Genomic DNA, 23,568 nt, shown 5'->3' with positions numbered 1-23,568 from the left:
TACGGCAAAAAAAAATTAAAGGTAAGTTAGACCCTGAACTTTGAGGGGTGATGAATGTTAGACAAAGGGCTAACATGCCGACCTGTTCTGCTTTTCCGTGTTCTCCCTGACTATGCCCAATCAGACCATCAAAACCCCCTGCGTCGGCCTCTGCTCCACTGTTTACGGTGATTTGGTGTGCCGTGGCTGCAAGCGTTTCCACCATGAAGTGATCAACTGGAATGGTTACAACGAGGAAGAAAAGCGCGCGGTGTGGCTGCGTCTTGAGCTATTGCTGTCCCAGGTGATGGCCAGCAAGCTGGAAGTTTTCGATCCCCAGCGCCTGCGATTGCAGCTGGAACAGCGCAAGATCCGCTTTGTGCCGCATCAGTCGGAGTATTGCTGGGCCTATCAGTTGATCGCCCGGGGCGCGCGGGTCATCAACAATCTGGAAGCCTACGGAATGGTGCTGATGCCAGAGTTTCGCGACTGGAAGCTGCCGGAACTACGGGACGCCATTGATCGGGAGTTCTTTTTGCTGTCAGAGGCGCATTACCAGCGCTACATCGCGCCGGGGTTTCTCAAGGATGCGTTCGGCGGTTAAATCTTAAGAGCTTCGCGGGCAAGCCTCGCTCCTACCGATCACATTAATCCTGTAGGAGCGAGCGGTGCGGCGATCCGACTTGCCCGCGAAGGCGATTTGCTCGGCGACACAAATCTCAATGCTGGGTCACGATCTCCTCCAGATGATCCATGATCGTATCCGGTTTCAGCACCAGCACATCGCTCTCCACCGCATCCAGTACCACTTCCGCCGTATTACCGATCAACGCCCCCGACAACCCGGACCGCGCGACCGTACCGATCACGGTCACTGACGCCTGCAGCTTGTGGGCCATGTACGGAATCAACACATCCGCCGGGCCTTCGGCGATATGCAGGCGGTCGTCGTCGATGTCGAATTCGGCCTGAAAGGCCTTGCACTGTTCGCGATAGCGTGCCTCGATGGTTTCGCTGAGCTGCAACGTCGGGTCGGCTGACGACAGCATCGGTGATGGATGGGCGCTGATCACATGCAGGTGAGCCTTGGCCAGGCTGGCGATGTCATAGCTATGATCGACGATGGCAGCGTGCAGCGTACGGTGTTCACCATCGGTGTTACCGACGTCGATCGCCGCGAGAATGACCCCGCCCGACCAGGGTTTCGAGGTTTTGACCAGCAGCACCGGCGTCGGGCAGTAACGCAGCAGTTTCCAGTCTGCCGGAGTGAGGAGGGCTTTTTTCAGCGGGCTGTCGGGGTAATGCTGTTTGACCACCAGCCCGCAACCTTCAGCCTGCTGCACATCGACGATGGTTTCGTGCAGGCTTTCGTTCCAGGCCTGTTCGGTGGTGACGCTGTAGCCGTCCTCCAGCAGCGCGGCCTTGAGCACGCCCAACATGCTGCTGTGGTCATGCTTGCGGTCGCAGACCAGCAGATGCAGATGCGCCTGGGTCACGCCGGCAATCAATTTGGCCCGTTTAAGCGCCAGGCTTTCCGAGTGTTCGGGTTCGATGACCACCAGGATGCTGCGAATGGCTTGCATGATCGGGATCTCCAGGAAGTAAAAAATACTGCGTTGGACAACTATAGTTGCTGGTCGCGCTTTCGGGACTTGATGCATATCAACGGTCGCGACTGGTGGTCTGTCGACAGGCCGGTATAATCGGCGCCCTTCGATTTGAACCTCTTATCCGTGAGCCCCATGATCCTTCCCGAAATTCACGAGTTCCTCGGCTGCCGTACCCCCGATGGCTGGGTTCAGGCCGCGCTGGCCGATCAGGAAACCCTGCTGATCGATCATAAAAACTGCGAATTCAAGGCGGCCAGCACAGCGTTGAGCCTGATTGCCAAGTATCACTCCCACGTCGATCTGATCAACTTGATGTCGCGCCTGGCCCGGGAAGAGCTAGTGCACCACGAACAGGTCATGCGCCTGATGAAAAAGCGCAAGATCGAGCTGCGTCAGCTGTCCGCCGGGCGATACGCGTCGGGCCTGCGCAAAGTGGTGCGCAGCCACGAGCCGGTCAAACTGGTGGACACCCTGGTGGTCGGCGCTTTTATCGAAGCCCGCAGCTGCGAGCGTTTCGAGGCGCTGGTGCCGCATCTGGACGAAGAATTGGGCAAGTTCTACTTCGGCCTGCTGAAAAGCGAGGCCCGGCATTTCCAGGGTTACCTGAAACTGGCCTACCAGTACGGTGACGCCAAGGACATCGCCCAGGTGATCGACAAAGTCCGCGCCGCCGAGCAGGAACTGATCGAGTCGCCGGACGTGGAGTTCCGTTTCCACAGTGGTGTGCCCGTGGCGGCTTGACGGTAACGGCCGCGGTCAACCCTTCAAATCCAACCGCTCATGCCACTCGGCGATGGACTCATCCGGCCAGACATCGCTCTGCCGATCACCCGCCTGCGTCTTGACCTCCACCCACGGCGCTTTCGAGCCGAGCATCACGTGGGTGAGTTCCGGCGGCACTGGCAACGGCGTGTCGATGGCCGAGGCAAACGGGTGGATCAACTCCGGCCATTCGGGACTGAACAGCCACAACCCCGAACCACACACTGAACAGAAATGCCGTTCGGCCGTGCTGCGGTGGGCGCGTTTGTCACTGTCGCTCTTGAGCCGCGCATGATAAATCGCGATGTGCTTGCGTCCGCGAACCTTCAGGCTGCCAGCGTCGCCACCGATGTTGATCGAATAACCGCCACCGCCCTGGGTCTTGCGGCAGATCGAGCAGTAACAACGCTGATACGGGTAGGGGTGGGCGCTGGTCAAACTGAACGACACCGCGCCGCAATGGCAGGAACCTTCGAGCTGCATGGGAACCTCCAACAGGTCTGAAACTTACCCACGACAGCCTAGACCTTCAGCCGCCCTCGACCGGTACCGGCTTTGTGAACACTGAAGATCAAGCGAGCTTGCCAGCGATGAACGATAACGCGGTCCCGCTGGACGCCCACCCATGGCCGGGGCAGCATGGGCGCCTTCCTATTGGAGCCTTTGCCATGCGACGACTGCCTTCTCTGGCCGCACTCAGAACCTTCGAATGCGCCGCTCGCCACGCCCATTTCGGCCGGGCAGCGGCGGAGTTGTGCGTCACCGACAGCGCGGTCAGTCATCAGATTCGGCAGCTCGAAGAGCAATTGGGCGTGTCGCTGTTCGTCCGCGAAGGCCGGCAGATTCGCCCGACGATGGCCGCCGGGCGTCTGATGCAAAGCTTGCAGCAGGCCTTCGAACTGATCGGCGAGGCCTGCGATGAGCTGCGTGACCCGTCATCGCTGGCGGTGTTGCGCCTGGCGGTGACTGCCGAGTTGGCGCAAAAGTGGTTGATGAGTCGCCTGACGGATTTTTACGCGCGCTATCCGCACATCACCTTGCACCTCTACGAACAACCGATCGACGCCACGGCGCCGGGCGAAGACATCGACCTGGCGATCACTTATGGCACCGGCCCGGTGGACAGCAGCGCGTACTTCGTCAGGCCCTTGCCAGCGTTGCAGTTCTTCCCGGTGTGCAGCCCCGGTCTGTTCAACCTGGGCACGTTGAAAAACCCGAAGGATCTGGCGCGTCATTGCCTGCTGCACGACGATCAGGACGGCAAGACCTGGACCGCCTGGCTCACCAGCCATGCCGGCGATCAGCGCCCCGAACGGCAGCTGTATTTCGCCCACGCGGGTTTGGCGCTGGAAGCGGCGGCTCAAGGCCAAGGTGTGGCCATGGGCGATAACTTGACCGCGCAGGAGGATTTGCTCAGCGGTCGCCTGGTCCGGCCGTTCACCTCAAGCATGACGGCGCTCGGCCAATATGCGCTGGTGTGCGAGCGGGTGAGGCTGGAGCGCCCGGCGGTGGCGCAGATGCTGGAATGGTTCAACGATCAGCTGGTCGATTGATGAGTTGAATTCAAGTATTCCGAAATAATCATCGTTGGCGGGGAGGGCGCCGACGACCTTAGCCTGTGGTCATTCCAATCCCCGCTGATGAGGTTTGACCATGGCACGTTTGCTCGATTCCACCCCAAAACTCGACGGTTTCCGCCTGCCTGGCGAATTCGAAACCAAGTCCGGTTGCTGGCTCGGCTGGCCGGAGCGCACCGACGTCTGGCGCAACGGCGCCAAGCCCGCGCAGAAGGTCTGGGTGCAGATCGTCACCGCCATTTCCCACAGCGAACCGGTCACCGTATGCGCGTCCGCGGCGCAGTTTGCCACCGCCCGTCGCCAGTTGCCGGCGCAGGTGCGCGTGGTGGAAATGACCTGCAACGACACTTGGTTCCGCGACAGTGGTCCCTGCTTCGTGGTTAACGACGACAGCGGTGAAGTGCGCGGCGTGGACTTCGAGTTCAACGCCTACGGCGGCCTCGATGGCGGCCTCTATTACCCCTGGGACAAGGACGATCAGATCGCCAGCAAAGTCCTCGAAATCGAACGTTTCGACCGCTACCGCGCCCCGCTGATTGCCGAACTGGGCGGTATCCAGAGCGACGGCCAGGGCAGCCTTCTCACCACCGAACAATGCTTGCTCAACCGCAACCGTAACCAGCATCTGGGCAAGGATGAAGTCACCCGGCGATTGACCGATTACCTCGGCGCCGAGCAAATAATCTGGCTGCCACGGGGCTGCAAGTTCGACGAAACCGATGGCCACGTCGACGACCTCGCGTGCTTCGTGCGCCCTGGTGAAGTGGTGCTGCAATGGACCGACAATCGCGATGACCCGCAATGGGAAATCTACCAGGAGGCCTACGACATCCTTCGCAGCACTCGCGACAGCCGTGGCCGCGAGTTGATCGTGCACAAGCTGCCGCAACCGGACGTGCTGGAATGGACCGCTGAAGAAGCAGAAGGCCTCGATCAACTCGACAGCACCCACGTCCGTCAGGCCGGGACCCAAATCTGCGCGTCGTACATCAACTACTACGCCGGCAACACCTCGATTGTCGTGCCGCTGTTTGGCGATCGTCACGATCAGGCGGCACAGGCGACCCTGGCCGAATTGTTCCCGCAGCACAAAATCGTCGGCATCGAAAACTCTCGTGAAATCCTCCTCGGCGGCGGTAACGTCGCGTGCATCACCATGCCGCAGTACGCTGGCAGTGCCTGCAACAAAAAGGGAGTCTGATCATGGGCCTGCACAAACTGACTCAAGCATTGCTGCTGGTGCTCGCACCCCTGTGTGTGCAGGCCGCCGACACCGCCAAACCCGTGGTCAATCTGTACATCTGGGGCGAGTACCTGGCCCCGGACACCCTGACCAATTTCGAGAGGAAAACCGGGATCCACGTGGTGGCTGATCACTTCGACTCCCTTGAAACCGTCGAGACCAAACTGCTCACGGGACGCAGCGGCTATGACTTGGTGCTGACCGCGGGTCAGCATCTGTCTCGGGCGATCCAGAGCGGTGCGATTCAAACGCTAAACCCGCAACAGCTGCCACATTTTGCCGGCGTTGGTGACGAGTTCCGCCAGCACATGGCCGTGTTCGACCCGGGCAACCGCTACGCCGGGATCTACGCCTGGGGCACCACCGGCGTCGGCTATCAGGAAGAGGCGATCAAGCAGCGCCTGTCTGACGCACCACGGGACAGTTGGGCGATGCTGTTCGACCCGGCGGTGGTGTCGAAATTTGCCGATTGCGGGGTCAGTCTACTCAACGATCCCAATGAGGTTTTCGCCGCGGTCATGAAGTACATGGGGCTGGACATCAACCGACAGAACCTCGATGACCTGAAACGGGCCGAGCAGCAACTGGCGAAGATTCGGCCCTACATCCGCTACTTCGACAATGATCTGAACATCAGCGACCTGGCCAATGGCAACACCTGCCTCGCCATGTCGTGGAACGGCAACGTGGCCATCGCCGCCGGGCAGGTCGAGGCTGCGAACAAGCCGTTCAAGCTGAGTTATCGAATACCTAAGGAAGGCACGCTGATCTGGTTCGACGCGATGGTCATTCCCAAGGATGCGCCTCATCCTCAGGCGGGGCTGGCGTTGATGGATTATCTGATGACGCCGGAGGTGATTGCGCCGATCACTGACACCATCCATTACGCCAATGCGATTACGGCGGCGGACGGCTTGGTTGATCCGGCGATTCGCAATGATCCGGGGACGTATCCGTCGGCGGAGGTGAGGGCTTCGTTGTATAGCAAGAATGACAATGGGAAGGCGTTTAACCGGGCTTTGATTCGGGCGTTTAGTCGGTTGAAGTCGGGGCTTTGAAATCGACCCCTCACCCCGACCCTCTGCCCCCTCGGGCGGTCCGACGTTTCGGGAGGGTTGGGGTGAGGGGTGGTTTCGGCACCCGCCACAAATACCACGCCGCCACCGTCCGAAACGGACGCCACCCCAACCCAATCTCAGCCATCTGCTTACGCGTCGGCTGCACCTCCAACCCCTTGAGCCGCCGATACCCCTCACGCACGCCAAAGTCATCGGCCGGCAAAATATCCGGCCGTTCCAGGCTGTAGATCAGCAACATCTCAACCGTCCAGCGCCCAACCCCACGCAGAGTGATCAACCGTTCGATCAACGCTTCATCATCCATCGCCACTGCATCAGCATAATCCGGCACCACACCGTCCAGCGCCGCTTGGGCAATGCCCTGAATGGTCGCGATCTTGCTGGCGGAAAAGCCGCAACTGCGCAGTTGATCGAACTCAGTCGCGACAATCTGTTCAGGCCTCGGGAACGCGCCCGTCCCAAACAGCGCCAGTAGCCGACCGACAATCGCATCCCCGGCCTTGGCATGCAGTTGCTGGTAGGCAATCGCCCGCACCAGCGACTCATAAGGATCGCGGGCCGCATGGGGCTGATGCAGGCAAGGGCCGATGGTGGCGATGTGGCGACGCCAATCTTCGTCGATGGACGCCAGGAACTCAGTGGCGGCCAGGTAGGTATCGGGCATGGAGGTCAAACTTTCCGTGTCGGCGCCAAGAGGGCGTTAACTTCCCCGTAGGTGAAGGCCTTGAGGTGGCTACTGTCGAGCTTACCGGTTTCCAGAAAGCGCTTGGCCAGGGATGCCATGGCACCATAAAGAAACTCGGCGATACCCGAACCTGCGCTCAAACGGCGTACACCGAGCGCTTTCAGCTCTTCGGGCGACGGCAGGCCGGGGAGCCCGAGCACGTTCACCGGCAGCGGGGTACCTTGGCACAGCGCAGCGATTTCGTATTCTGCCGTGACGCCAGCCGCGAACAACCCATCGGCACCGGCCGCCTGATACAACGCGGCGCGCTTGAGCGTCTCTGCGACTCGATCTTCGGCAGGCACCAGACTTTTAAGGTACACATCGGTGCGGGCATTGATGAACAGCTTCACATTCCGGCGACTGGCAACCTCGCGAGCGATTTCAATCTTGCGCGCCAGCAGTTCGGGCGGGGAAGCGCCATCCTCGATGTTGATCCCGACAGCCCCGGCGGTCATCACCGCATCAATGACTTCGGCAACCCGCGCCAGGTCATCGGAATAACCGGCCTCGATGTCCACGGTCAACGGCACCGAGATCACCCGAGCGATGGACTCGACCGTAGATATCAGGCGCTCAAGGGGCAGGGCATTGCCATCCTGATAACCGTGAGCCCAGGCCACCGCCGCGCTGCTGGTGGCAACGGCTTTGCTGCCCAGTTGCTCAACGATTCGCGCGCCGGCAGCATCGGCGACGTTGGTTAGAATCAGCAGGCCGTCCTGGTGCAACTGATGAAACTGGCTGTCGAATGTGTCCATCGAATGTCCTTCCTTATGACTTTTTGAGAAACCTGCGAGTGATCAGAATGCGAGTTGTTGCGTCATCTGCACCGCCGCTTTTTCCAGCCTTAACAAGAACGCCTTGCGCGGTTGTCCTCCACCATAGCCGGTCAGTGAGCCGTCCGCACCGATCACCCGGTGACAGGGCAACACAACCGCCAGACGGTTGTGCCCGTTGGCCAGGCCCACGGCGCGACTGGCACCGGGTTTGCCCAATAGCGCGGCAATGGCGCCGTAGGTGCTGGTCTGGCCGTAAGGGATTTTCGCCAGTTCAGCCCAGACTTGCCGGGCGAAATCGCTGCCAGGCAGGTGCAGTGGAACGTGGAATTCGGTCAGTTTTCCGGCGAAATACTGCGCCAGTTCCTGTTCGATTTGCTGCAAGTGTCCGTTGTGCCCCGGCGCCACGGCATAGCCATAGCGGTTCTGCAGCGCTTCGACTTCCTTGGTCAGCGCTGGCCGATCAAGAAACTCCAGCAGCACCAGCCCGCGCCGTTCGGCCATGGCGATCATCGGCCCCAGCGGTGTGGTCAGGCGAGTGAACAGCAGCGGCTCGCTGTTGGCGGCCCGTAAGCGACCCATAAACCACACATGGCAAAAAACCGATGTGTGCATTTAGCGCAAGATAGTCGGGGAACAGTTCCACGGCAGCAAGGCTTCGAAGTCTTCTACCGAAGGTAAGCGACCCGTAAACCACACATGGCAAAAAACCGATGTGTGCATTTAGCGCAAGATAGTCGGGGAACAGTTCCACGGCAGCAAGGCTTCGAAGTCTTCTACCGAAGTAGCTTGTGGCAGGCGTTCAAGTACGTCGCGCAGCCACGTATAGGGCTCTTGGCCGTTGGCTTTGGCAGTTTCGACCAGGCTATAGATCTGCGCACTGGCCGTCGCGCCCTTGGGCGTGTCGCTGAACATCCAATTTTTGCGACCGATCACAAAGGGTTTTACCGCTCGCTCGGCCCTATTGTTATCAATGGGCAGGAAGCCAGCCTCGGTGTAACGCTCAAGCTTGCTCCAGTTGCTGGCCAGATAACCGACGGCTTTGCCCAAGGCACTTTGCGTCGTCACCTGGGGATGGGTTTTCTCCAGCCAGCTTTTTAGTTCTGCGAGTACCGGCAGGCTTTTTTCCTGTCGAGCGCTAAAGCGCTGGTCGTCGCTGGCCTCTTTGAGCTCGCGCTCGATGCCGTAGAGTTTATTGATCAGGTTCAGCGCGATGTCGGCTCGCCCGGTCTTACCCTTGGGCTGCACTTTTTGCGCATCGACGAACTTACGTCGCGCATGCGCCCAGCAGCCCAAACGCTCGACACCTGGCTGCGCGCCCAAGGCGTTATAGCCGGCGTAATCGTCGGTCATCAGGTAGCCGCGATAATCGGCAAGCAGGCGCAACGGCACCTCCTGCGCTCGGCTGGTGGTGTAGTCAAACAGGACAACCGGGCGCTCAAGCGGGCCGCTGGCTTGGACCCACATCCAAGACTGGCTGGTCGGATCTCGATCCGGTTCCTTCAGCACTTGTACCCGCGTTTCGTCGCAGTGGATCACCGGACTTTCCAGCAATCGGTCGCGCATCAAATTCAGCAACGGTTGCAAGTGTTCGCCGCACTGGATCACCCAGCGCGCCAAGGTTTGTCGGGGGATATCGACGCCGTGTCGGCCAAGTACTTTTTCGAACCGATACAGTGGCAAACCGTCGACGTATTTGGTGGTCAGCAGCATCGCCAGGACGCTGGGACTGGCCATGCTCTTTTCGATCAGTTGTGCCGGTTTGTCAGCAGTGACCGGTGCCGTTTCACAACCACGGCACGCGTAGACCTTGCGGATGTGTTTGATGACGCGGATCTGCATCGGCACGATTTCCAGCTGTTCGCTGGTTTCTTCGCCGATGACGTGTTTGCGGCAACCGCAAAGGCAAGTCAGTTCGTGTTCGGGCAGTTCGTGGATGACTTCAATGCGCGGCAGGTCGGCGGATAGCGGTTTGCGTTTACCGCGGCGCTGGGTCGGGGCAACGACTTCTTCGTCTTCAGCAATACCTTCTTCCAGCACGGCAACGCTTTCGGCTTCGTTGAACAGCGCCAATTGCGGTGTCTCAGCGTCGACCGTCTGCTCGGATTTGCGGCCAAATAAACGGTCACGTAGCAACTTGATCTGTTCTTTCAGATCAACAATCTGGCCCTTGTCCAACTGACGCTCACTGAGCATCTGCACAAGCATTTGCTTGAGCAGAACAGGATCATCAGGGAGCATTTCGGGCATCAAATTCATGCCCGGATTATATCCGATCAGGCGACGAATCGAGGGGTTAAAACTTGATGTGGGCGGTTGCGCCAGAGGTCAAAGCCGTCCAGTAACCAGTTCAACTCTTGCACGCTCAGCACGATAGCTTCATCGCTGAGCTCAGGTGATGTTTTGAAACGTTCGGACTCCAGGCGCTTGAGCCAAAGGCAAAAGCCGTTGCGCTCCCAATAGAGGATTTTTACTCGATTACGGTGGCGATTCAGAAAAACGAAAAGCACGGGATCGAACACCGCGACCTTGATATCCAATTCGACGAGGGCGGACAGGCCGTCGATGGATTTTCGGAAGTCCACGGGTTTGGGGTACAGATAAACTTTTTCGACTTTGGCGTCGGGACGCATCATGGTTGCGAGCTCCTGAAAGAGATCAAGAGCACAGCATCAGGCTTCAACTGGCGGCTTTGAATGTGGGTACGGTGGATCGCTTACGGCGGCCCGGCCCGGTGTGATGTGGAAGGACTTTTGAAACGCATCGCGAAACCCGCTCAGGGACTCGTAGCCCGAGTCGAACGCGGCGTTGTCGATGGAATCGCCCTGTTTGATCCCGCCCAACGCCATGCCGAGGCGTCGAGTGCGCAGCCAGGCGTGAAACGTCATGCCGAAATGCTGTTTGAACCAGCGCCGCAACTTCAGCGGCTCGATGCCTTCGGCCAGCAACTGGGCATCGGTCCAGCGCTGGTCGGGATCAGCGTCTACCGATTTCAGCAGCCGCTGCACCCAGTCCGGCGCGATGGCCGCCGCGTCCAGCGGCTTACAACGCAGACAGGCGCGGTAGCCGGCCGACATGCACTCATCGGCATGGGCGAAGAACTCGACGTTCGCAGGCTTCGGCTTGCGCGCCGTGCAGCTGGGGCGGCAAAAAATGCCGGTGGTTTTGACCGCGGTAAAAAACACCCCCTCGTAGGCAGTGTCTCGTTCGAGCATGGCGCGAACCATCTCGGCGTGGGGCGGAAGCACAGCGTTTTGTAGGTTCATGGAATGAGCATAAGACGCGTCGGCTATCGCCTCCACCGGAAAATCGACAGAGAATTCGTAGGCCATGTAGACGGCGGCATAAACTTCAGGCCCGTCGCGCCTCGTCTGGCTATATAGTTCAGTTCTTCTTCTTGATTAGTTTACTCATGTAGTACTTGAGGCTTAAACGATCTTTAGGCCTAGGCTTGTAGTGGGTTTTGTTTCGTTGTGCGGGGTCGATCGCCATGGTTCCTGCGGTGTAGTAATAAAGCGCTATAGACTTGCGCGTGATGTGCTCTGGAGTCGTTAAAGGCTCTGGGTGCCCATGATTACTGTCTTTGTCTGTGTTGAAAATGACACAGCGATTGTAAATGGGCAGGACTTTTTTAAGGCAGGTCTTCATGTCAACATCCCAAAGTTCCAGGTTGCCGCCAAATTCGTCTTGCCAGCCTTCATTCAGATAAATGATGACATTCAGTCTGCGCTCAACATTAAGCTTTTTGTTGAGCCTGAAGTCCGAGTGTACCCCCAGGAAACCACCACTTTTTGTTTCATGCAGCCCGCCACCGGTAAAGTAGGGGTCGGGTATCAAACCTTCGATGCCTGTGAGCTTTTCAAGAAACTGCAACATGGGGGCCGAGTTAAAGGCGTTGAAAACAGTCTTCAAATAAGGGGCGCATTCGTTAGGACTGATTTGACGTTTTTGTTGACCTTTATAGCCGCGCTCGTACAGCATTTCGTTGTGGGTCGGCTCGACTGGGAAGTGCGAGCAGATACTGGCAATCAGGTCTTCGTGTAAGAAGTCATCGATGACTATGTGCGGAAATGGCGTAGCCTGAATATAGCGACTGGCCAATGAGGAACCAAAGGCGCTGGCGGCGTTCTGGTCGAAATCAAGCTCCGGGGAGAGGGTGATAGGCAGTGCTTGAGTGATGGGTGTCATTACCGCTCCAACAACTTAATATAAAGACTTATGGGTGACTTCAAACAGTGTCGAACGCCGTGCTCGTTGCGTGTCTTCGTCGCTTAAACGTTGCTGTCGTCATTGTTCAGGCGCTTCAGGATGTTGTTGTACATTTTGGTTCGTCTATGAGTCTTTTCATAGCCGCCAGCCGCTGCGACAGTGCCGGATTGCATATGATCTAGATAACTGAAAATTTTACGCGGTGATAACAATTCAACGATGTAGCCCAACTCGGTCATGCGGTCTTGGAGGGTATAGCCAGGCACACGATCATCCATCGAGAAATGCAGGTTGTGCTGTTTAATAAGTTTGCAGTTCCACAACGTACAGAAACTCTTCAAGTAGACTTCTCTGTACGGTTTTGGTTCTCTGGAACGTAATCCCATGGAGATTTTCAGGCGTCTGAAATGGTGTTTGAATAGTCGTGAGCTAAAGCGCCAAAGCGTTCTCGTGGCGCCACGATTTAGTTGCTCTACACAACCGACGGCAACGATTTTTTGGTTGTTGATGCATTTATTTAGCATCATTGGGAATACATTTTTATCGAAAATAAATGTGTCAGTGTGCAATAGGAATAAATAATCAGTTTCAACTCGCTCCAACACCAGGTCAAGTGCTTTGCCATGCGCGATATGGCCAGGCTCTGGTTCAGAAACAGAACGCTCGATTAAGTTGATCCAGTTAAGTGTCCGCAAATACTCAGTGCTTTCATCGGCGGAATAGTTGTCAACTACCCATATGGGTATGCTGTGGCTGCCCAAGTGTTGGTGCAATAAGTCTAAGCATATCTTGGTAATTTCCGGTGTCTTGTAATTTACTATAACTATGCTGAAGGCTTTAGCATTTTCAGCCGGAAAACTAGTGTTGTTCATCGTTCAGGTGCTCAATAGTATTGTATGTAGTTATAGAGATAATTGAACCCGTGTACAGCTTTCGTTTATTTGTCCGCGCAAAATTTGCGTGACGATAGAGCACAATTTGTTAAGTCGCTTTGTCATGCACTGAATAACCATAGCCTACTCAGACCTGATGGAGAGCACTAGATGCGGGCTCATCGTATAAGGATCTGCTCTGTAGGTAAATATCCGTGACTTATTTCGTTACATCAGAAGGCTGGTCAGGCAAGCTTCTTGGGCGGTCGCGGGCAGGTGAGGGGTGTTTTCTTCAATACAGCCATCAGGCCGCTCTCTACCGTGAGGCCTTGTTCAACTGAATTGAAGAAGGTCTGTGATGAGTCTGATTATCTCCATGGCGGCGTTTGCATTGGTCGCTTCGATAACGCCGGGACCGGTGAATATTGTCGCGCTGAGTTCAGGTGCACGCTTTGGTTTTCGTGCCAGTCAACGGCATGTGGCCGGCGCGACGCTGGGTTTTGTCGTGTTGTTGGTGCTGATGGGGTTGGGGCTGCACGAGTTGTTGCGGTTATGGCCAGCACTGACGCAGGTGGTGCAATGGGCGGGTGTGGCGTTTCTGTTGTACATGGCCTACAAATTGGCCGCGGACAAGGGCCATCTCGATGCGAAGGAATCAGGCCGTGCGCCGTCGATGTTGTACGGCGCCGTCATGCAGTGGCTCAACCCGAAAGCCTGGTTGGCCTGCGTGGCAGGCATGGGCGCTTTTGTAGCGGATGGCGAGGCGCGGCTGGTCTGGCAGTTTGCGGCGGTGTATCTGGTGATCTGCTACCTGTCCGTCGGTTGCTGGGCGTATGCCGGGACCTTTTTGCGCGGCTATTTGAACAACCCGGCGGGCATGCGCCTGTTCAATCGGAGCATGGCGTTGCTGCTGGCGGCGAGCGCGGTGTACCTGTTGTTGCCCTAGAGTACTTGAGTCACCCGCGATACTGCCCCGGCGTCGCCGCCAGATGCTGTTTGAACGCACGCTGAAAATGCGCCTGATCGGCAAACCCCGCCTCCAGCGCCACATCGGCGATCAGCTTGCCGCTGCGCAGTTGATCGCGGGCGAACTGGATGCGCCGGTTGACCAGAAACGCGTGGGGCGTCATGCCGTAATGCTGCTTGAACGCACGGATCAGGTAGGACGGCGATAGCTGAGCAGCTTCGCAAATATCTTCGAGCTTGAGCATTTGCGTGCAGTTGCCGCGGATGTAATCGGCCGCCCGTTCCAGTTTGAAGTTGGGCTCGCGCAGCAGTTGATCGATCGGATTTAGCCGCTGCTGCAGGTCGGTGAAAAACTCCACGGCCGCGCTTTGCTTGCGCAGCACGTCTTGCTGCGCATCGACCAGCACTTCGTAAAAACCTTTCAAACCGGCAAACAGGTCGCTGTTGCAAGTGTGGATGATGGAAAACCGGCGAAACGCCAAGTCCTGGCTGAAGCCGAGCTGGTGCTGCAAATCGGTCAGCCAGGGTGTCTCGACGTACAGCATCAGGTACGACCACGGTTGGTCATCGATGGGATTGCAGGCGTGGACATCACCGGGATTCATCAGCACCACGGTACCGGCATTGACCTGAAATTGCGATTGTTCGTGGAGATAGGTGCTGCGCCCGGCCGTGATCGCACCGATGGAAAAGTGCTCGTGAGAATGCCGGGTGTAACAGACCTCGCGGCCGTCGGCGATGGAACGGGCTTCGATGAAGGGCAGGGCGTCGTCGCGCCAGAAGAGCGGGGCTTTGTCAGCGTCTTTGGCAACGGCGGGCTTCATTGTCAGCGTCCTCGGCAGGTCAGAACCGGAGTGTATTAGCTCTCGCCGTTAAAGGCCCGCTGCAAGGCGGCAATGTCGAGTTTTTTCATCTGCATCATGGCTTGCATGGCGCGCTGGGATTTTGTCGTGTCAGGGTCTTTCAACATGTCCATCATTGCGACCGGCACGATCTGCCAGGACAAGCCAAATTTGTCCTTGAGCCAACCGCACTGCTCGTTCTGTGAATGGGCGGACAGCGCCCCCCAGAAATGGTCGACTTCGTCCTGGGTCTGGCAGTTGACCTGAAATGAAATCGCTTCGCTGAACGTGAAATCGGGGCCGCCATTGAGGCCCGTGAAAGGCTGTCCGTCGAGTTCGAAACTGACCGTCAACACCGAGCCTTCAGGCTGGCCATGCACCTCCTGACCGGCTTTGCCGTAGTGAGTGATGGCGGTGATTTTCGAATGATCGAAGATCGAACAGTAAAACTTCGCCGCCTCTTCGGCCTGACCGTCGAACCAGAGACAGGGGGTCAGTTTTTGAACACGTTGCATGGCGTAGCTCCTCTACGGATTGCTCAGGCTGGACTTTCAGCGTAGTCAGCCTCGGGTCGTCTGGCCGTACCGTAGATCGACAAGTTGAAAGAGTTTCCTTTGTCGACGGAATCAACGATGTCGGCTTGATCCGATAGCCGCTAGACTTGCCGGCCTATTTTGCCGCAAGGACGCTTTGCATCATGGCCCCTCGTTTACTGGCTGTTTCCTGTCTACTGGCCGCGGCTGCCGTGAGTGCCGAGCCGTTGACGTATCACCTCACTGACCCTGCGCAGAAGTACGTCATCGACGTGCTGTTTGAACAGCCGCCCATCCAGACTTTCGACGGCGCTCCTGCGCTGATTACGTTGCGCGAAAGGGCCGGCGGTCAGGTGTTGCAACGCATCGAGTCAGCCGAAGCGTTCGCCCTGTTCAAGCCAGGCATCAAAGCGTCGGAGTTCGACCGAAACCTGGCGTATGCCGATCAAAATTTGCTGTTGTTCGGCGATTTCAATTTCGACGGGCAGCAGGATCTTGCTGTGCGCAATGGCAATGAAGCTGGCTATGGCGGTCCTTCCTACGACATCTATCTTTTCGATCCCGGGAGCCCGACGCTCGTTTTGAGCACATCCTTTTCCGCACTGACCCGGAACGCAAATCTGGGCATGTTCGAGGTCGACCCGGTCGCCAAGCGCCTGCATACCCAGTCCAAAAGCGGTTGCTGCTGGCGTCAGAGCGCGACCTGGCAAATACAGGACAAGCACCCTGTGAAGGTGGCCGAGAAAATAGAGGTGACGAAAAAGCCGTCGCAAGCCAACCCGTTCATGCCTTCTGGCTATGTGGACGTTACCCGTCGTGAACTGAAGTCGGGCCAGTGGACGGAGCGTCGTCGCCTCGAGGGGCCCGTCGGTGAAGCGCCCGTCATGTTGCGCGGCACGCTTGATGACAAGATCCCCGTTGAACTGTGGTGGCAACTTCAGGGTGATGTCTACGTCGGGGAAGTTCGCTACAGCAAAACCGGCAGCGGTAATCCGATCCGGCTGGTGGGCAATACTTACGAAGATGGCGGTATTGTTCTGCGTGAGCTGGACGACGACGGTCAGATGATCGGCAACTGGTTCGTCGAAGGCACGCCGAACGAACAGGGCAGCCAGACCGGCACGTGGATCAACGGGTCCCGTCAATTAAGGATCAATGTGAGGCCGACCGCGTTCAAGGTCGCCGCACAGAAACTTGAGCGGGTAGCGGACAGTCAGCGTGAAGGGCGCTACCTCGTGAGCAATGTCCAGGATCAGCGTGTCGGGGAGTTGACCGTCAAAGTATTACCGGGGATCAACAACGGCCCCGAGGTGGCTGATATCAGCCTGAGCGTCTTTCAGCTCAAGGAGCCGCCCGTCGAAGTCCATCATCAGTATCCACTGCTCGCCGGCAACCTTGTCATCGCACTGGATCCCCAAGGCGACCCGTTATTTCGGCTGCAGTTGCTCAACGGTGCCGCAGAAGTCACCGGTTTCGGTGACTATCAGAAGTACAGCGCGGCTTACGTGAAACAACTCTGATGTAGTCGTAATGACTTCTCATAGCGTCGATATGACTCTCTGGTCGAGTCCCCTGAAACGATTGCCGACTACGCGTCGACCTCCGGTGAAATGCGCAAACTGGCCAAAGTCCTCAATCAGCAACAGCCAGGCGACCCGGAAAAACTCGTTCAGGCGATCATCATCCTGGTCGAGAGCGAGCAACCACCCCTGCGCCTGCCGCTGGGCACGGACTCGGTGACTTACATCGAGACCAAGAACGCCTTCGTCACCGACGAGCTGAACGCCTGGCGCGAGTTGTCGGTGTCCACCGACCTCTAAGGCTCAACACGGTCCGTAGCAGCTGCCGAGCCTGCGAGGCTGCGTCCGGCGACGAAGTCGTCGTGAAATCAGATCCCGCGGTGCACCAGGAAAATCGCGTTCGCAGGGTTTACGACGACTTCGTCCGAACGCGGCCCGCACCGAACGCAGCCTCGCAGGCTCGGCAGCTGCTACAGAGCGAGTTACTTCAGTCGTCTTTGTGTGACCGGTGGTCGATGAACCTGTCTCGCCCGGCAATTTGCGCTTAGCTGAAAGGATAACGCCGACCCGAAAAAAATAGGGCGTCACCGTGAGTCTGAGGAAACCCGCAATGCTGACCCTCAACATCAATGGCAAGGACCAGGCGCTGGATGTCCCCGCAGACATGCCGCTCTTGTGGGTCCTGCGCGATATCGCGCACCTGACCGGCACCAAATTCGGTTGCGGCATGGCCCAGTGCGGGGCCTGCACCGTGCACGTCGACGGCGCGCCACTGCGTTCCTGTATTACCCCCGCCACGGCCGTGGCCCATGGGCAAAAAATCCTCACGATCGAGGGCCTGTCCACCGACGGTTCGCACCCGGTGCAACAAGCCTGGGCCGAACTCGACGTGGTCCAGTGCGGTTACTGCCAGTCCGGGCAGATCATGTCGGCGGCGGCCTTGCTGGCGAAGATTCCTCAACCCACCGACAGCGACATCGACCAGGCGCTGTCCGGCAACATCTGTCGCTGCGGCACCTACCCACGGATCCGTGCAGCGGTCAAACGCGCCGCCGAGATCGGTTGATGCCACGTTGAAGGGAGTCTGAGCAATGAACAGCCTCAATCCTCTGTCCCGCCGTGGTTTTCTCAAGGGCAGTGCGTTGCTGGGCGGAGGTCTGGTGGTGGCGTTTGTCATCCCTGTTACCCATCGCTTTGCCATCGGCGCCGAGAACCAAGGCAATGTTTTCGCGCCCAATGCGTTTTTACGGATCGGCAATGACAACAGCGTCACCGTACTGCTCGGCCATTCGGAAATGGGCCAAGGCATCTGGACCGGCCTGACCCTGTTGATCGCCGAAGAACTGGACGCCGACTGGTCGAAGATCCGTGTCGAACATTCGCCGGCCTCGGCAGCCGACTATGGCCTGGCCGGATTTGGCGGGATGCAAATTACCGGTGGTTCGACCTCCACCCGGATGGAATTCGACCGTTACCGTCAGGCCGGTGCCGCAGCGCGTTTGATGTTGATCGACGCGGCCGCTAAACGCTTCAACGTCGCACCTTCCGAGATTCGCACCGAATCGGGTGTGGTGATTGCCGGCGACAAACGCTCCACCTACGGCGAATTGGCCGATGACGCCGGCAAGCTGCCGGTGCCGGATCCGGCGTCGATCAAGCTCAAGGATTCCAAGGACTGGAAACTCATTGGCAAACCGACCAAGCGCCTGGACACGCCGGAGAAAATCACTGGCCGCGCCAAGTTCGGCATGGACGTGCAGTTCGACGGGCTGATGACCGCCATGGTTGCGCGTTCACCGGTGTTCGGCGGCAGCGTCAAATCCTTCGAAGGCGCCGAAGCGCTGGCGATACCGGGCGTGCACAAAGTCGTGCAGGTGCCCACGGGCGTGGCGGTGATTGCCGATCATTACTGGGCGGCGAAGCTCGGGCGTGACGCGTTGAAGATCGACTGGGATCTGGGGCCGAACACCGGGCTCGACAGTCAAAAGCTACTGGAAAGCTTCCGCAAACTCGCCTCCACCCCTGGCACTTCGGCCAGTCAGGCCGGTGATATCGCGGCTGGCCTGGGTAAAGCGGTGAAGACCATCGATGTCGAGTACAGCGTCCCGTACCTGGCCCACGCGCCGATGGAGCCACTCAATTGCACGGTGAAAATCACCCAGGACAAATGCGAAATCTGGACCGGCACCCAGTTCCAGACACTGGATCAAATGATCGCCGGGAAAATCACCGGGCTCAAACCTGAGCAGGTGGAGATTCACACCGAGTTCTTGGGCGGCGGTTTCGGTCGCCGGGCCAACCCGACCTCGGACTTTGTCGCTGAAGCCGTGGAAGTCGCCAAGGCAGCGGGCGCACCGGTGAAAACCGTCTGGTCCCGGGAGGATGACATTCGCGGTGGGTACTACCGCTCGGCGTTCCTCCATCAGGCACGCATTGGCCTCGATGCCGGAGGGATGCCGATCGCCTGGAAGCATGTCATGGTCGGGCAGTCGATCATGGCGGGTACGTCATTCGAGGCGACCATGGTCAAGAATGGCATCGACAAGACGTCTGTCGAAGGGGTCGCCGACAGTCCTTACCTTGAGGGGTTGGCCAATCACCAGGTTGATCTGCATTCTCCGCAAACCGGCATCCGTGTGCTCTGGCTACGTTCGGTAGGGCACACCCACACCGCGTACGTGATGGAGTCGCTGATCGACGAACTGGCAGAGGCGGCCGGCCAGGATCCGGTCGACTACCGGCGAACCTTGCTCAAGGACCATCCACGGCATCTTGGCGTGCTGAACCTGGCCGTCGAAAAAGCCGATTGGAAGGCGCCACTGCCGGACGGCCATGCGTTGGGTGTCGCGGTGCATGAGTCCTTCGGCAGTTACGTTGCCCAGGTGGCCGAGGTGTCCCAGGATAACCTGGCGATCCGCGTACACCGGGTAGTGTGCGCGGTGGATTGCGGCATTGCGGTCAACCCGATGAGCATCGCGGCGCAAATGGAGTCGGCCATCACGTTTGGCCTCGGATTTACCTTGCACAGCAAACTGACCTTCAAGAACGGGCAGGTGGTGCAGTCCAATTACCACGACTATCAGGTGCTGCGGCTCAACGAAATGCCGGTGGTCGAAGTGCATATCGTGCCCAGCAGCGACAAACCCGGCGGCATCGGCGAGGCCGGTGTACCGCCCACGGCGCCGGCAGTGGCCAACGCGGTGTTCGCCCTGACCGGGCAGCGCTTGCGCGAACTGCCGCTGCAACTGTCGGGGGTGTGAGATGAGACGACATCTGATTCTTGGCGCGGTGGTGTTGATCGGCCTGATCGGTTACGCCGAGGACCTGTTCGCTGACGATAAGGAAGCCATCAAGGCGTTCGATACGGTGCAAAAGGTCTTTCAGAGCCCGCGTTGCCAGAACTGCCATATTCCTGGCGATTCGCCGTTGCAATTCGATGCCGGGATTACCCACGCAATGAACGTCGTGCGGGGCATGGACGGCAAGGGCGCGGCGGGTTTGCCGTGCGCTACTTGCCACGCCGACAGCAATCCGCCGGCCAGTTACGGCGCTCACGCACCGCCGGGAGCGCCGCACTGGAGCTTGCCACCCGCCGCGCACAAAATGGCCTGGATCGGGCTGCCGGCCGACAGGTTATGCGCAATGATCAAAGACCGCTCCAGCAACGGCGACCGCGATTTCGCCGCGCTGATCAAGCATGTGAGCGACGATAAGCTGGTGCTATGGGGTTGGAGTCCGGGTCAGGGAAGGGCTCCGGTACCGGTGCCGCACGACATTTTCGTCACCCAGTTCAAGCGCTGGGCAGACGCTGGGGGGCCGTGTCCGGTACTGGGTAGTTGACCGGCGGTCCGTTAACAGGGAGTCAAACCGGGTATGGAAGACTCTAAAAAATATACCCGCCAATGGAGTGAGTAATGCTGATCCCAGGCAAACCGGTAAAACCAGGCGCGTGCGCAGACCCGTTGCGCACGCCACTGCAGGAGCGCGAACTGCTGCGTAACCTGGCCCGCAAGGCCGAGGAGGAGCTGATGGGCGTGCAGATGGCGAGCATGGACGAGTTGACGCTGCTCTCCAATCGACACGGTTTTACAGCGCTGGCTCAACAAGGGCTGGATGCCTGCCAGCACCTGGAAAAGCCAGCGACGGTGCTGCTCTTCAATATTGATGACTTCAAGCACATCAACTATCTCTATGGTCGTGCCGAGGGCGACAAAGCCCTGAAAACCTTCGCTGATGTGCTGCGAATTGCCTTTCGCGAGAGCGATGTGATCGGCCGACTGGGTAACGACAAATTCGTCGCGTTGCTGACCGGCTCAAGCGTTGTGGATATACCTGCTATCAAGGCGCGGCTCGAAGAAATACTCAAAGAGCGCAATGCAACGGTGCATCGCGGTTATGACATCCGCTTCAGCATCGGACAAATCGAGTGCAACCCTCAGCTTCCCGGTTCGACCGAGGAGCTGCTGGCTCAGGCCGATGCGTTCACTTGGCAAACAACTGACCCACATCCTTGAATGCCTTGAACTCAAGTGCGTTGCCGCACGGATCGAAGAGAAACATCGTCGTTTGCTCACCCACCAATCCCTGAAAGCGAATGCCCGGTTCGATCACGAATCGGGTATCGAGGGATTTCAATCGCTGGGCCAGCGTTTCCCATTCCGCCATTCCCAACACCACACCGAAATGCGGGACGGGCACGTCATGACCGTCGACAGCATTGGTGTGCGCGGCTTCTTGAGACGCGTTTTTCGGCGCGAGGTGAATGACCAACTGATGGCCGAAAAAATTGAAATCGACCCAATGATCGCTTGAGCGACCTTCTTCCAGGCCGAAGACTTTGCCATAAAAATTCCGCGCGGCGGTCAGGTCGTAAACCGGGATGGCCAAGTGAAAAGGGGAGAGTTGCATCGCAAGCGCCTCGACTGTCTGGATTCAGACTGAGTTTAGCCCTGTGCTTTTTGATTAAAAGACGATAATTTTCACATCGAGCTCAAATTATTTCGATCAGTCGAGAATGCCATGCTGCGGGAACTGAAAACCTTCATTGCCGTGACGCGCTACGGCACTTTTGCGGCAGCCGGGATGCACATCGGCCTTACCCAGTCGGCCGTCAGCTCGCAGATTCGCAATCTGGAAAAGGCCTTGGGGATTCGTTTGTTCGACCGCACCGGACGACAAGCGCTGCTCAATGCGGCGGGCCAGCGGGCGTTGCCGATGGCCAGGGAAATGCTGGAGACTTTCAGTCGCATGGCGGTCAGCGACGATGTCAGCGAGTATCGCGGCGAGTTGAAAATAGGCGCGGTCGCCACGGCTCAGACCGGACTGCTGCCCCAGGCGTTGCTGCGACTGAGGCAACAGGCGCCGTTACTGGAGCCGAAACTGGTACCGGGCGTGTCGTTGAACCTGTTGAGTCAGGTGGACACCGGTGAGGTGGATCTGGCGATCCTGATCAAGCCGCCGTTCGAGTTGCCCAAAGAACTGTCAGCACAGGTCATCCGCAAGGAACCGTTTGTATTGATCGTGCCGGCAGAACTTGAAGGCGATGAGCCGTTGCAGATCCTCGCGAGCCATCCGCACGTGCGATACGACCGCAATTCATTCGGTGGAAGATTGGTGACGCGGTTTTTGCGCGAGCAACAGATTGATGTGCGGGTGGCTTTGGAACTGGATGAACTGGAAGCGATCGTGAAAATGGTCCAATGCGGATTGGGGGTGTCGCTGCTACCCGAGGCCGGGCTCTGGCTTGAGCATGGGGCGAAGGTCCGGATAATCCCGTTGGGTGAGCTGACGTTCTATCGCGAGATCGTGCTGTTGCAGCGTTATAACCAGCGCACACAGCCGATCCAGCAGCTGTTTGCCCGGTGCCTGACACAAATTACCGAGTAAACACTAACCCCTGTGGGAGCGAGCTTGCTCGCGATAGCGGACTAACCTTCAAAATTGATATTAACTGGAACGACGCTATCGCGAGCAAGCTCGCTCCCGCAGGGGATCTGCATCAGGTCTGAAATCGCAGGCACAAAAAACCCGCCTGAAGAGGCGGGTTCTTTATTAGGCTGACCGAAGATTACTCTTCGAGGCTGCCCATGGCCGTGGTGTTGAAGCCACCGTCCACGTACATGATTTCGCCGCTGATGCCGGACGCCAGGTCCGAGCACAGGAAGGCGCCGGCGTTGCCGACTTCGTCGATGGTGACGTTACGACGCAGCGGGGTTTGCGCTTCGTTGGCGGCCAGCATCTTGCGGAAGTTCTTGATGCCGGAAGCGGCGAGGGTGCGGATCGGGCCAGCCGATACGCAGTTGACGCGGGTGCCGTCCGGGCCCAGGGAGCCGGCCAGGTAACGAACGCCAGCTTCCAGGGAAGCCTTGGCCATGCCCATCACGTTGTAGTTCGGCATGGTGCGCTCGGCGCCCAGGTACGACAGGGTCAGCAGGCTGCCGTTGCGGCCTTTCATCATTTCGCGGCCGGCTTTGGCCAGGGCCACGAAGCTGTAGGCGCTGATGTCGTGAGCGATGCGGAAACCTTCACGGGTGGTGGCTTCGGTGAAGTCGCCATCCAGTTGGTCGCCCGGGGCGAAGCCGACGGAGTGCACGATGCAATCCAGGCCGTCCCACTTCTTGCCCAGCTCAACGAAGACCTTGGCGATTTCTTCATCGCTGGCCACGTCGCACGGGAAGCACAGGTCAGGGTTGGAACCCCAGCTTTGTGCGAACTCTTCGACACGACCCTTGAGTTTGTCGTTCTGATAAGTGAAGGCAAGCTCAGCGCCCTCGCGATGCATGGCGGCAGCGATGCCGGATGCGATGGACAGCTTGCTGGCGACACCGACGATCAGTACGCGCTTACCGGCGAGAAAACCCATGTGTTGCTCCTCTC

25 protein-coding genes and 2 pseudogenes are annotated in these 23,568 nt (G+C 58.3%); 13 read left to right on the top strand and 14 right to left on the bottom strand.

The genetic code is table 11. The features are described from left to right. Window positions 1-112: 112 nt before the first annotated feature. Window positions 113-583 carry a DUF1289 domain-containing protein gene (locus ACYZT0_RS12855; RefSeq protein ID WP_462046150.1) on the top strand — a complete coding sequence of 157 codons (471 nt, stop codon included), beginning with the start codon at window positions 113-115 and terminating at the stop codon, window positions 581-583. A gap of 115 nt (window positions 584-698) precedes the next feature. On the opposite strand, the gene ACYZT0_RS12850 is transcribed toward ACYZT0_RS12855, so the two are convergent. Continuing rightward, window positions 699-1,562, bottom strand: a complete 864-nt coding sequence (locus ACYZT0_RS12850) for a universal stress protein (RefSeq protein ID WP_462046149.1) — start codon at window positions 1,560-1,562, stop codon at window positions 699-701. Between the two features lie 159 nt (window positions 1,563-1,721). Between ACYZT0_RS12850 and ACYZT0_RS12845 the strand changes: the two genes are divergently transcribed. After that, entirely contained in the window at window positions 1,722-2,330 is a 609-nt protein-coding gene (locus tag ACYZT0_RS12845) for a MiaE family protein (RefSeq protein WP_007944531.1), read from the top strand. Window positions 2,331-2,345: 15 nt separating this feature from the next. On the opposite strand, the gene ACYZT0_RS12840 is transcribed toward ACYZT0_RS12845, so the two are convergent. Beyond that, complete coding sequence (locus ACYZT0_RS12840; RefSeq protein ID WP_462032264.1) at window positions 2,346-2,834, bottom strand: GFA family protein; 489 nt, start codon at window positions 2,832-2,834, stop codon at window positions 2,346-2,348. A gap of 185 nt (window positions 2,835-3,019) precedes the next feature. Between ACYZT0_RS12840 and ACYZT0_RS12835 the strand changes: the two genes are divergently transcribed. The 3 genes from ACYZT0_RS12835 to ACYZT0_RS12825 all read left to right on the top strand — a co-directional run bounded on the left by ACYZT0_RS12835 (window position 3,020) and on the right by ACYZT0_RS12825 (window position 6,229). After that, window positions 3,020-3,904, top strand: coding sequence for a LysR substrate-binding domain-containing protein (locus ACYZT0_RS12835; protein WP_462046148.1), 885 nt, complete (start codon window positions 3,020-3,022; stop codon window positions 3,902-3,904). Between the two features lie 100 nt (window positions 3,905-4,004). Continuing rightward, on the top strand, window positions 4,005-5,129 hold the full coding sequence (gene aguA / locus ACYZT0_RS12830) for an agmatine deiminase (RefSeq protein WP_462046147.1): 1,125 nt from the start codon (window positions 4,005-4,007) through the stop codon (window positions 5,127-5,129). A gap of 2 nt (window positions 5,130-5,131) precedes the next feature. Beyond that, complete coding sequence (locus ACYZT0_RS12825; protein WP_462046146.1) at window positions 5,132-6,229, top strand: extracellular solute-binding protein; 1,098 nt, start codon at window positions 5,132-5,134, stop codon at window positions 6,227-6,229. 10 nt (window positions 6,230-6,239) lie between these two features. On the opposite strand, the gene ACYZT0_RS12820 is transcribed toward ACYZT0_RS12825, so the two are convergent. From ACYZT0_RS12820 to ACYZT0_RS12785, 8 genes and pseudogenes are all read right to left on the bottom strand, one after another. Continuing rightward, entirely contained in the window at window positions 6,240-6,914 is a 675-nt protein-coding gene (locus ACYZT0_RS12820) for a DNA-3-methyladenine glycosylase family protein (protein ID WP_462046145.1), read from the bottom strand. A gap of 5 nt (window positions 6,915-6,919) precedes the next feature. Continuing rightward, a complete protein-coding gene (locus ACYZT0_RS12815) occupies window positions 6,920-7,732 on the bottom strand; it encodes an isocitrate lyase/PEP mutase family protein (RefSeq protein ID WP_462046144.1) in 813 nt (270 codons plus the stop codon). Between the two features lie 42 nt (window positions 7,733-7,774). Continuing rightward, window positions 7,775-8,320: pseudogene (locus ACYZT0_RS12810) on the bottom strand (methylated-DNA--[protein]-cysteine S-methyltransferase); the annotation flags it as partial. A 153-nt stretch (window positions 8,321-8,473) separates the two neighbouring features. Continuing rightward, on the bottom strand, window positions 8,474-10,009 hold the full coding sequence (gene tnpC / locus ACYZT0_RS12805; protein WP_462044750.1) for an IS66 family transposase: 1,536 nt from the start codon (window positions 10,007-10,009) through the stop codon (window positions 8,474-8,476). Window positions 10,010-10,026: 17 nt separating this feature from the next. Beyond that, a complete protein-coding gene (tnpB, locus tag ACYZT0_RS12800) occupies window positions 10,027-10,386 on the bottom strand; it encodes an IS66 family insertion sequence element accessory protein TnpB (RefSeq protein ID WP_076962084.1) in 360 nt (119 codons plus the stop codon). 72 nt (window positions 10,387-10,458) lie between these two features. Then, window positions 10,459-11,016: pseudogene (locus tag ACYZT0_RS12795) on the bottom strand (bifunctional transcriptional activator/DNA repair enzyme AdaA); the annotation flags it as partial. 118 nt (window positions 11,017-11,134) lie between these two features. After that, window positions 11,135-11,938 (bottom strand): 2OG-Fe(II) oxygenase, encoded by an 804-nt coding sequence (locus ACYZT0_RS12790; RefSeq protein WP_462046143.1) that lies wholly within the window; start codon window positions 11,936-11,938, stop codon window positions 11,135-11,137. A gap of 83 nt (window positions 11,939-12,021) precedes the next feature. Next, on the bottom strand, window positions 12,022-12,831 hold the full coding sequence (locus ACYZT0_RS12785; RefSeq protein WP_462046142.1) for a glycosyltransferase: 810 nt from the start codon (window positions 12,829-12,831) through the stop codon (window positions 12,022-12,024). Window positions 12,832-13,189: 358 nt separating this feature from the next. Here ACYZT0_RS12785 and ACYZT0_RS12780 point away from each other — a divergent pair, with 358 nt between their 5' ends. Next, complete coding sequence (locus ACYZT0_RS12780) at window positions 13,190-13,777, top strand: LysE family translocator (RefSeq protein ID WP_462046141.1); 588 nt, start codon at window positions 13,190-13,192, stop codon at window positions 13,775-13,777. Between the two features lie 10 nt (window positions 13,778-13,787). Here ACYZT0_RS12780 and ACYZT0_RS12775 read toward each other — a convergent pair whose 3' ends face one another. Together ACYZT0_RS12775 and ACYZT0_RS12770 are read right to left on the bottom strand one after the other, a co-directional pair. Beyond that, window positions 13,788-14,621 carry a helix-turn-helix transcriptional regulator gene (locus ACYZT0_RS12775; protein ID WP_462046140.1) on the bottom strand — a complete coding sequence of 278 codons (834 nt, stop codon included), beginning with the start codon at window positions 14,619-14,621 and terminating at the stop codon, window positions 13,788-13,790. Between the two features lie 35 nt (window positions 14,622-14,656). Next, window positions 14,657-15,154 (bottom strand): VOC family protein, encoded by a 498-nt coding sequence (locus ACYZT0_RS12770; RefSeq protein ID WP_462046139.1) that lies wholly within the window; start codon window positions 15,152-15,154, stop codon window positions 14,657-14,659. 182 nt (window positions 15,155-15,336) lie between these two features. On the opposite strand from ACYZT0_RS12770, the gene ACYZT0_RS12765 reads away from it, so the two are divergent. The 6 genes from ACYZT0_RS12765 (at window position 15,337) to ACYZT0_RS12740 (ending at window position 21,206) form a co-directional block, all read left to right on the top strand. Further along, window positions 15,337-16,692: an XAC2610-related protein gene (locus ACYZT0_RS12765; protein WP_462046138.1), complete on the top strand. Its 1,356-nt coding sequence runs from the start codon at window positions 15,337-15,339 to the stop codon at window positions 16,690-16,692. Window positions 16,693-16,782: 90 nt separating this feature from the next. Continuing rightward, window positions 16,783-16,992, top strand: a complete 210-nt coding sequence (locus ACYZT0_RS12760; RefSeq protein ID WP_462046137.1) for a hypothetical protein — start codon at window positions 16,783-16,785, stop codon at window positions 16,990-16,992. Between the two features lie 310 nt (window positions 16,993-17,302). After that, window positions 17,303-17,758 (top strand): (2Fe-2S)-binding protein, encoded by a 456-nt coding sequence (locus tag ACYZT0_RS12755; protein WP_462046136.1) that lies wholly within the window; start codon window positions 17,303-17,305, stop codon window positions 17,756-17,758. A gap of 25 nt (window positions 17,759-17,783) precedes the next feature. Next, entirely contained in the window at window positions 17,784-19,952 is a 2,169-nt protein-coding gene (locus ACYZT0_RS12750; RefSeq protein WP_462046135.1) for a xanthine dehydrogenase family protein molybdopterin-binding subunit, read from the top strand. Between the two features lies 1 nt (window position 19,953). Then, window positions 19,954-20,532 (top strand): hypothetical protein, encoded by a 579-nt coding sequence (locus tag ACYZT0_RS12745; protein ID WP_462046134.1) that lies wholly within the window; start codon window positions 19,954-19,956, stop codon window positions 20,530-20,532. A 74-nt stretch (window positions 20,533-20,606) separates the two neighbouring features. Then, the gene (locus tag ACYZT0_RS12740; protein WP_462046133.1) at window positions 20,607-21,206 is read left to right on the top strand and encodes a GGDEF domain-containing protein; all 600 of its coding nucleotides are present in this window, start codon (window positions 20,607-20,609) and stop codon (window positions 21,204-21,206) included. Here ACYZT0_RS12740 and ACYZT0_RS12735 read toward each other — a convergent pair. Continuing rightward, window positions 21,175-21,600, bottom strand: a complete 426-nt coding sequence (locus ACYZT0_RS12735; protein ID WP_462046132.1) for a VOC family protein — start codon at window positions 21,598-21,600, stop codon at window positions 21,175-21,177. The genes ACYZT0_RS12740 and ACYZT0_RS12735 overlap by 32 nt on opposite strands. A 111-nt stretch (window positions 21,601-21,711) precedes the next feature. Between ACYZT0_RS12735 and ACYZT0_RS12730 the strand changes: the two genes are divergently transcribed. Further along, the gene (locus ACYZT0_RS12730; RefSeq protein WP_462046131.1) at window positions 21,712-22,578 is read left to right on the top strand and encodes a LysR family transcriptional regulator; all 867 of its coding nucleotides are present in this window, start codon (window positions 21,712-21,714) and stop codon (window positions 22,576-22,578) included. A gap of 181 nt (window positions 22,579-22,759) precedes the next feature. On the opposite strand, the gene fabI is transcribed toward ACYZT0_RS12730, so the two are convergent. Then, window positions 22,760-23,554, bottom strand: a complete 795-nt coding sequence (fabI, locus tag ACYZT0_RS12725; RefSeq protein ID WP_008152082.1) for an enoyl-ACP reductase FabI — start codon at window positions 23,552-23,554, stop codon at window positions 22,760-22,762. Window positions 23,555-23,568: the final 14 nt, after the last annotated feature.

The organism is Pseudomonas sp. ZS1P83 (genome assembly GCF_054897825.1).
The sequence above is the reverse complement of the archived record's forward strand: the minus strand, read 5'-3'. Positions and strand labels throughout refer to the sequence as shown.

Bases quoted from the DNA above. Each gene is read 5' to 3' on its own strand.
- ACYZT0_RS12855 (WP_462046150.1), top strand. From the start codon at position 113: ATGCCCAATCAGACCATCAAAACCCCCTGCGTCGGCCTCTGCTCCACT.
- ACYZT0_RS12850 (WP_462046149.1), bottom strand. From the start codon at position 1,562: ATGCAAGCCATTCGCAGCATCCTGGTGGTCATCGAACCCGAACACTCG.
- ACYZT0_RS12845 (WP_007944531.1), top strand. From the start codon at position 1,722: ATGATCCTTCCCGAAATTCACGAGTTCCTCGGCTGCCGTACCCCCGAT.
- ACYZT0_RS12840 (WP_462032264.1), bottom strand. From the start codon at position 2,834: ATGCAGCTCGAAGGTTCCTGCCATTGCGGCGCGGTGTCGTTCAGTTTG.
- ACYZT0_RS12835 (WP_462046148.1), top strand. From the start codon at position 3,020: ATGCGACGACTGCCTTCTCTGGCCGCACTCAGAACCTTCGAATGCGCC.
- aguA (WP_462046147.1), top strand. From the start codon at position 4,005: ATGGCACGTTTGCTCGATTCCACCCCAAAACTCGACGGTTTCCGCCTG.
- ACYZT0_RS12825 (WP_462046146.1), top strand. From the start codon at position 5,132: ATGGGCCTGCACAAACTGACTCAAGCATTGCTGCTGGTGCTCGCACCC.
- ACYZT0_RS12820 (WP_462046145.1), bottom strand. From the start codon at position 6,914: ATGCCCGATACCTACCTGGCCGCCACTGAGTTCCTGGCGTCCATCGAC.
- ACYZT0_RS12815 (WP_462046144.1), bottom strand. From the start codon at position 7,732: ATGGACACATTCGACAGCCAGTTTCATCAGTTGCACCAGGACGGCCTG.
- tnpC (WP_462044750.1), bottom strand. From the start codon at position 10,009: ATGAATTTGATGCCCGAAATGCTCCCTGATGATCCTGTTCTGCTCAAG.
- tnpB (WP_076962084.1), bottom strand. From the start codon at position 10,386: ATGATGCGTCCCGACGCCAAAGTCGAAAAAGTTTATCTGTACCCCAAA.
- ACYZT0_RS12790 (WP_462046143.1), bottom strand. From the start codon at position 11,938: ATGACACCCATCACTCAAGCACTGCCTATCACCCTCTCCCCGGAGCTT.
- ACYZT0_RS12785 (WP_462046142.1), bottom strand. From the start codon at position 12,831: ATGAACAACACTAGTTTTCCGGCTGAAAATGCTAAAGCCTTCAGCATA.
- ACYZT0_RS12780 (WP_462046141.1), top strand. From the start codon at position 13,190: ATGAGTCTGATTATCTCCATGGCGGCGTTTGCATTGGTCGCTTCGATA.
- ACYZT0_RS12775 (WP_462046140.1), bottom strand. From the start codon at position 14,621: ATGAAGCCCGCCGTTGCCAAAGACGCTGACAAAGCCCCGCTCTTCTGG.
- ACYZT0_RS12770 (WP_462046139.1), bottom strand. From the start codon at position 15,154: ATGCAACGTGTTCAAAAACTGACCCCCTGTCTCTGGTTCGACGGTCAG.
- ACYZT0_RS12765 (WP_462046138.1), top strand. From the start codon at position 15,337: ATGGCCCCTCGTTTACTGGCTGTTTCCTGTCTACTGGCCGCGGCTGCC.
- ACYZT0_RS12760 (WP_462046137.1), top strand. From the start codon at position 16,783: ATGCGCAAACTGGCCAAAGTCCTCAATCAGCAACAGCCAGGCGACCCG.
- ACYZT0_RS12755 (WP_462046136.1), top strand. From the start codon at position 17,303: ATGCTGACCCTCAACATCAATGGCAAGGACCAGGCGCTGGATGTCCCC.
- ACYZT0_RS12750 (WP_462046135.1), top strand. From the start codon at position 17,784: ATGAACAGCCTCAATCCTCTGTCCCGCCGTGGTTTTCTCAAGGGCAGT.
- ACYZT0_RS12745 (WP_462046134.1), top strand. From the start codon at position 19,954: ATGAGACGACATCTGATTCTTGGCGCGGTGGTGTTGATCGGCCTGATC.
- ACYZT0_RS12740 (WP_462046133.1), top strand. From the start codon at position 20,607: ATGCTGATCCCAGGCAAACCGGTAAAACCAGGCGCGTGCGCAGACCCG.
- ACYZT0_RS12735 (WP_462046132.1), bottom strand. From the start codon at position 21,600: ATGCAACTCTCCCCTTTTCACTTGGCCATCCCGGTTTACGACCTGACC.
- ACYZT0_RS12730 (WP_462046131.1), top strand. From the start codon at position 21,712: ATGCTGCGGGAACTGAAAACCTTCATTGCCGTGACGCGCTACGGCACT.
- fabI (WP_008152082.1), bottom strand. From the start codon at position 23,554: ATGGGTTTTCTCGCCGGTAAGCGCGTACTGATCGTCGGTGTCGCCAGC.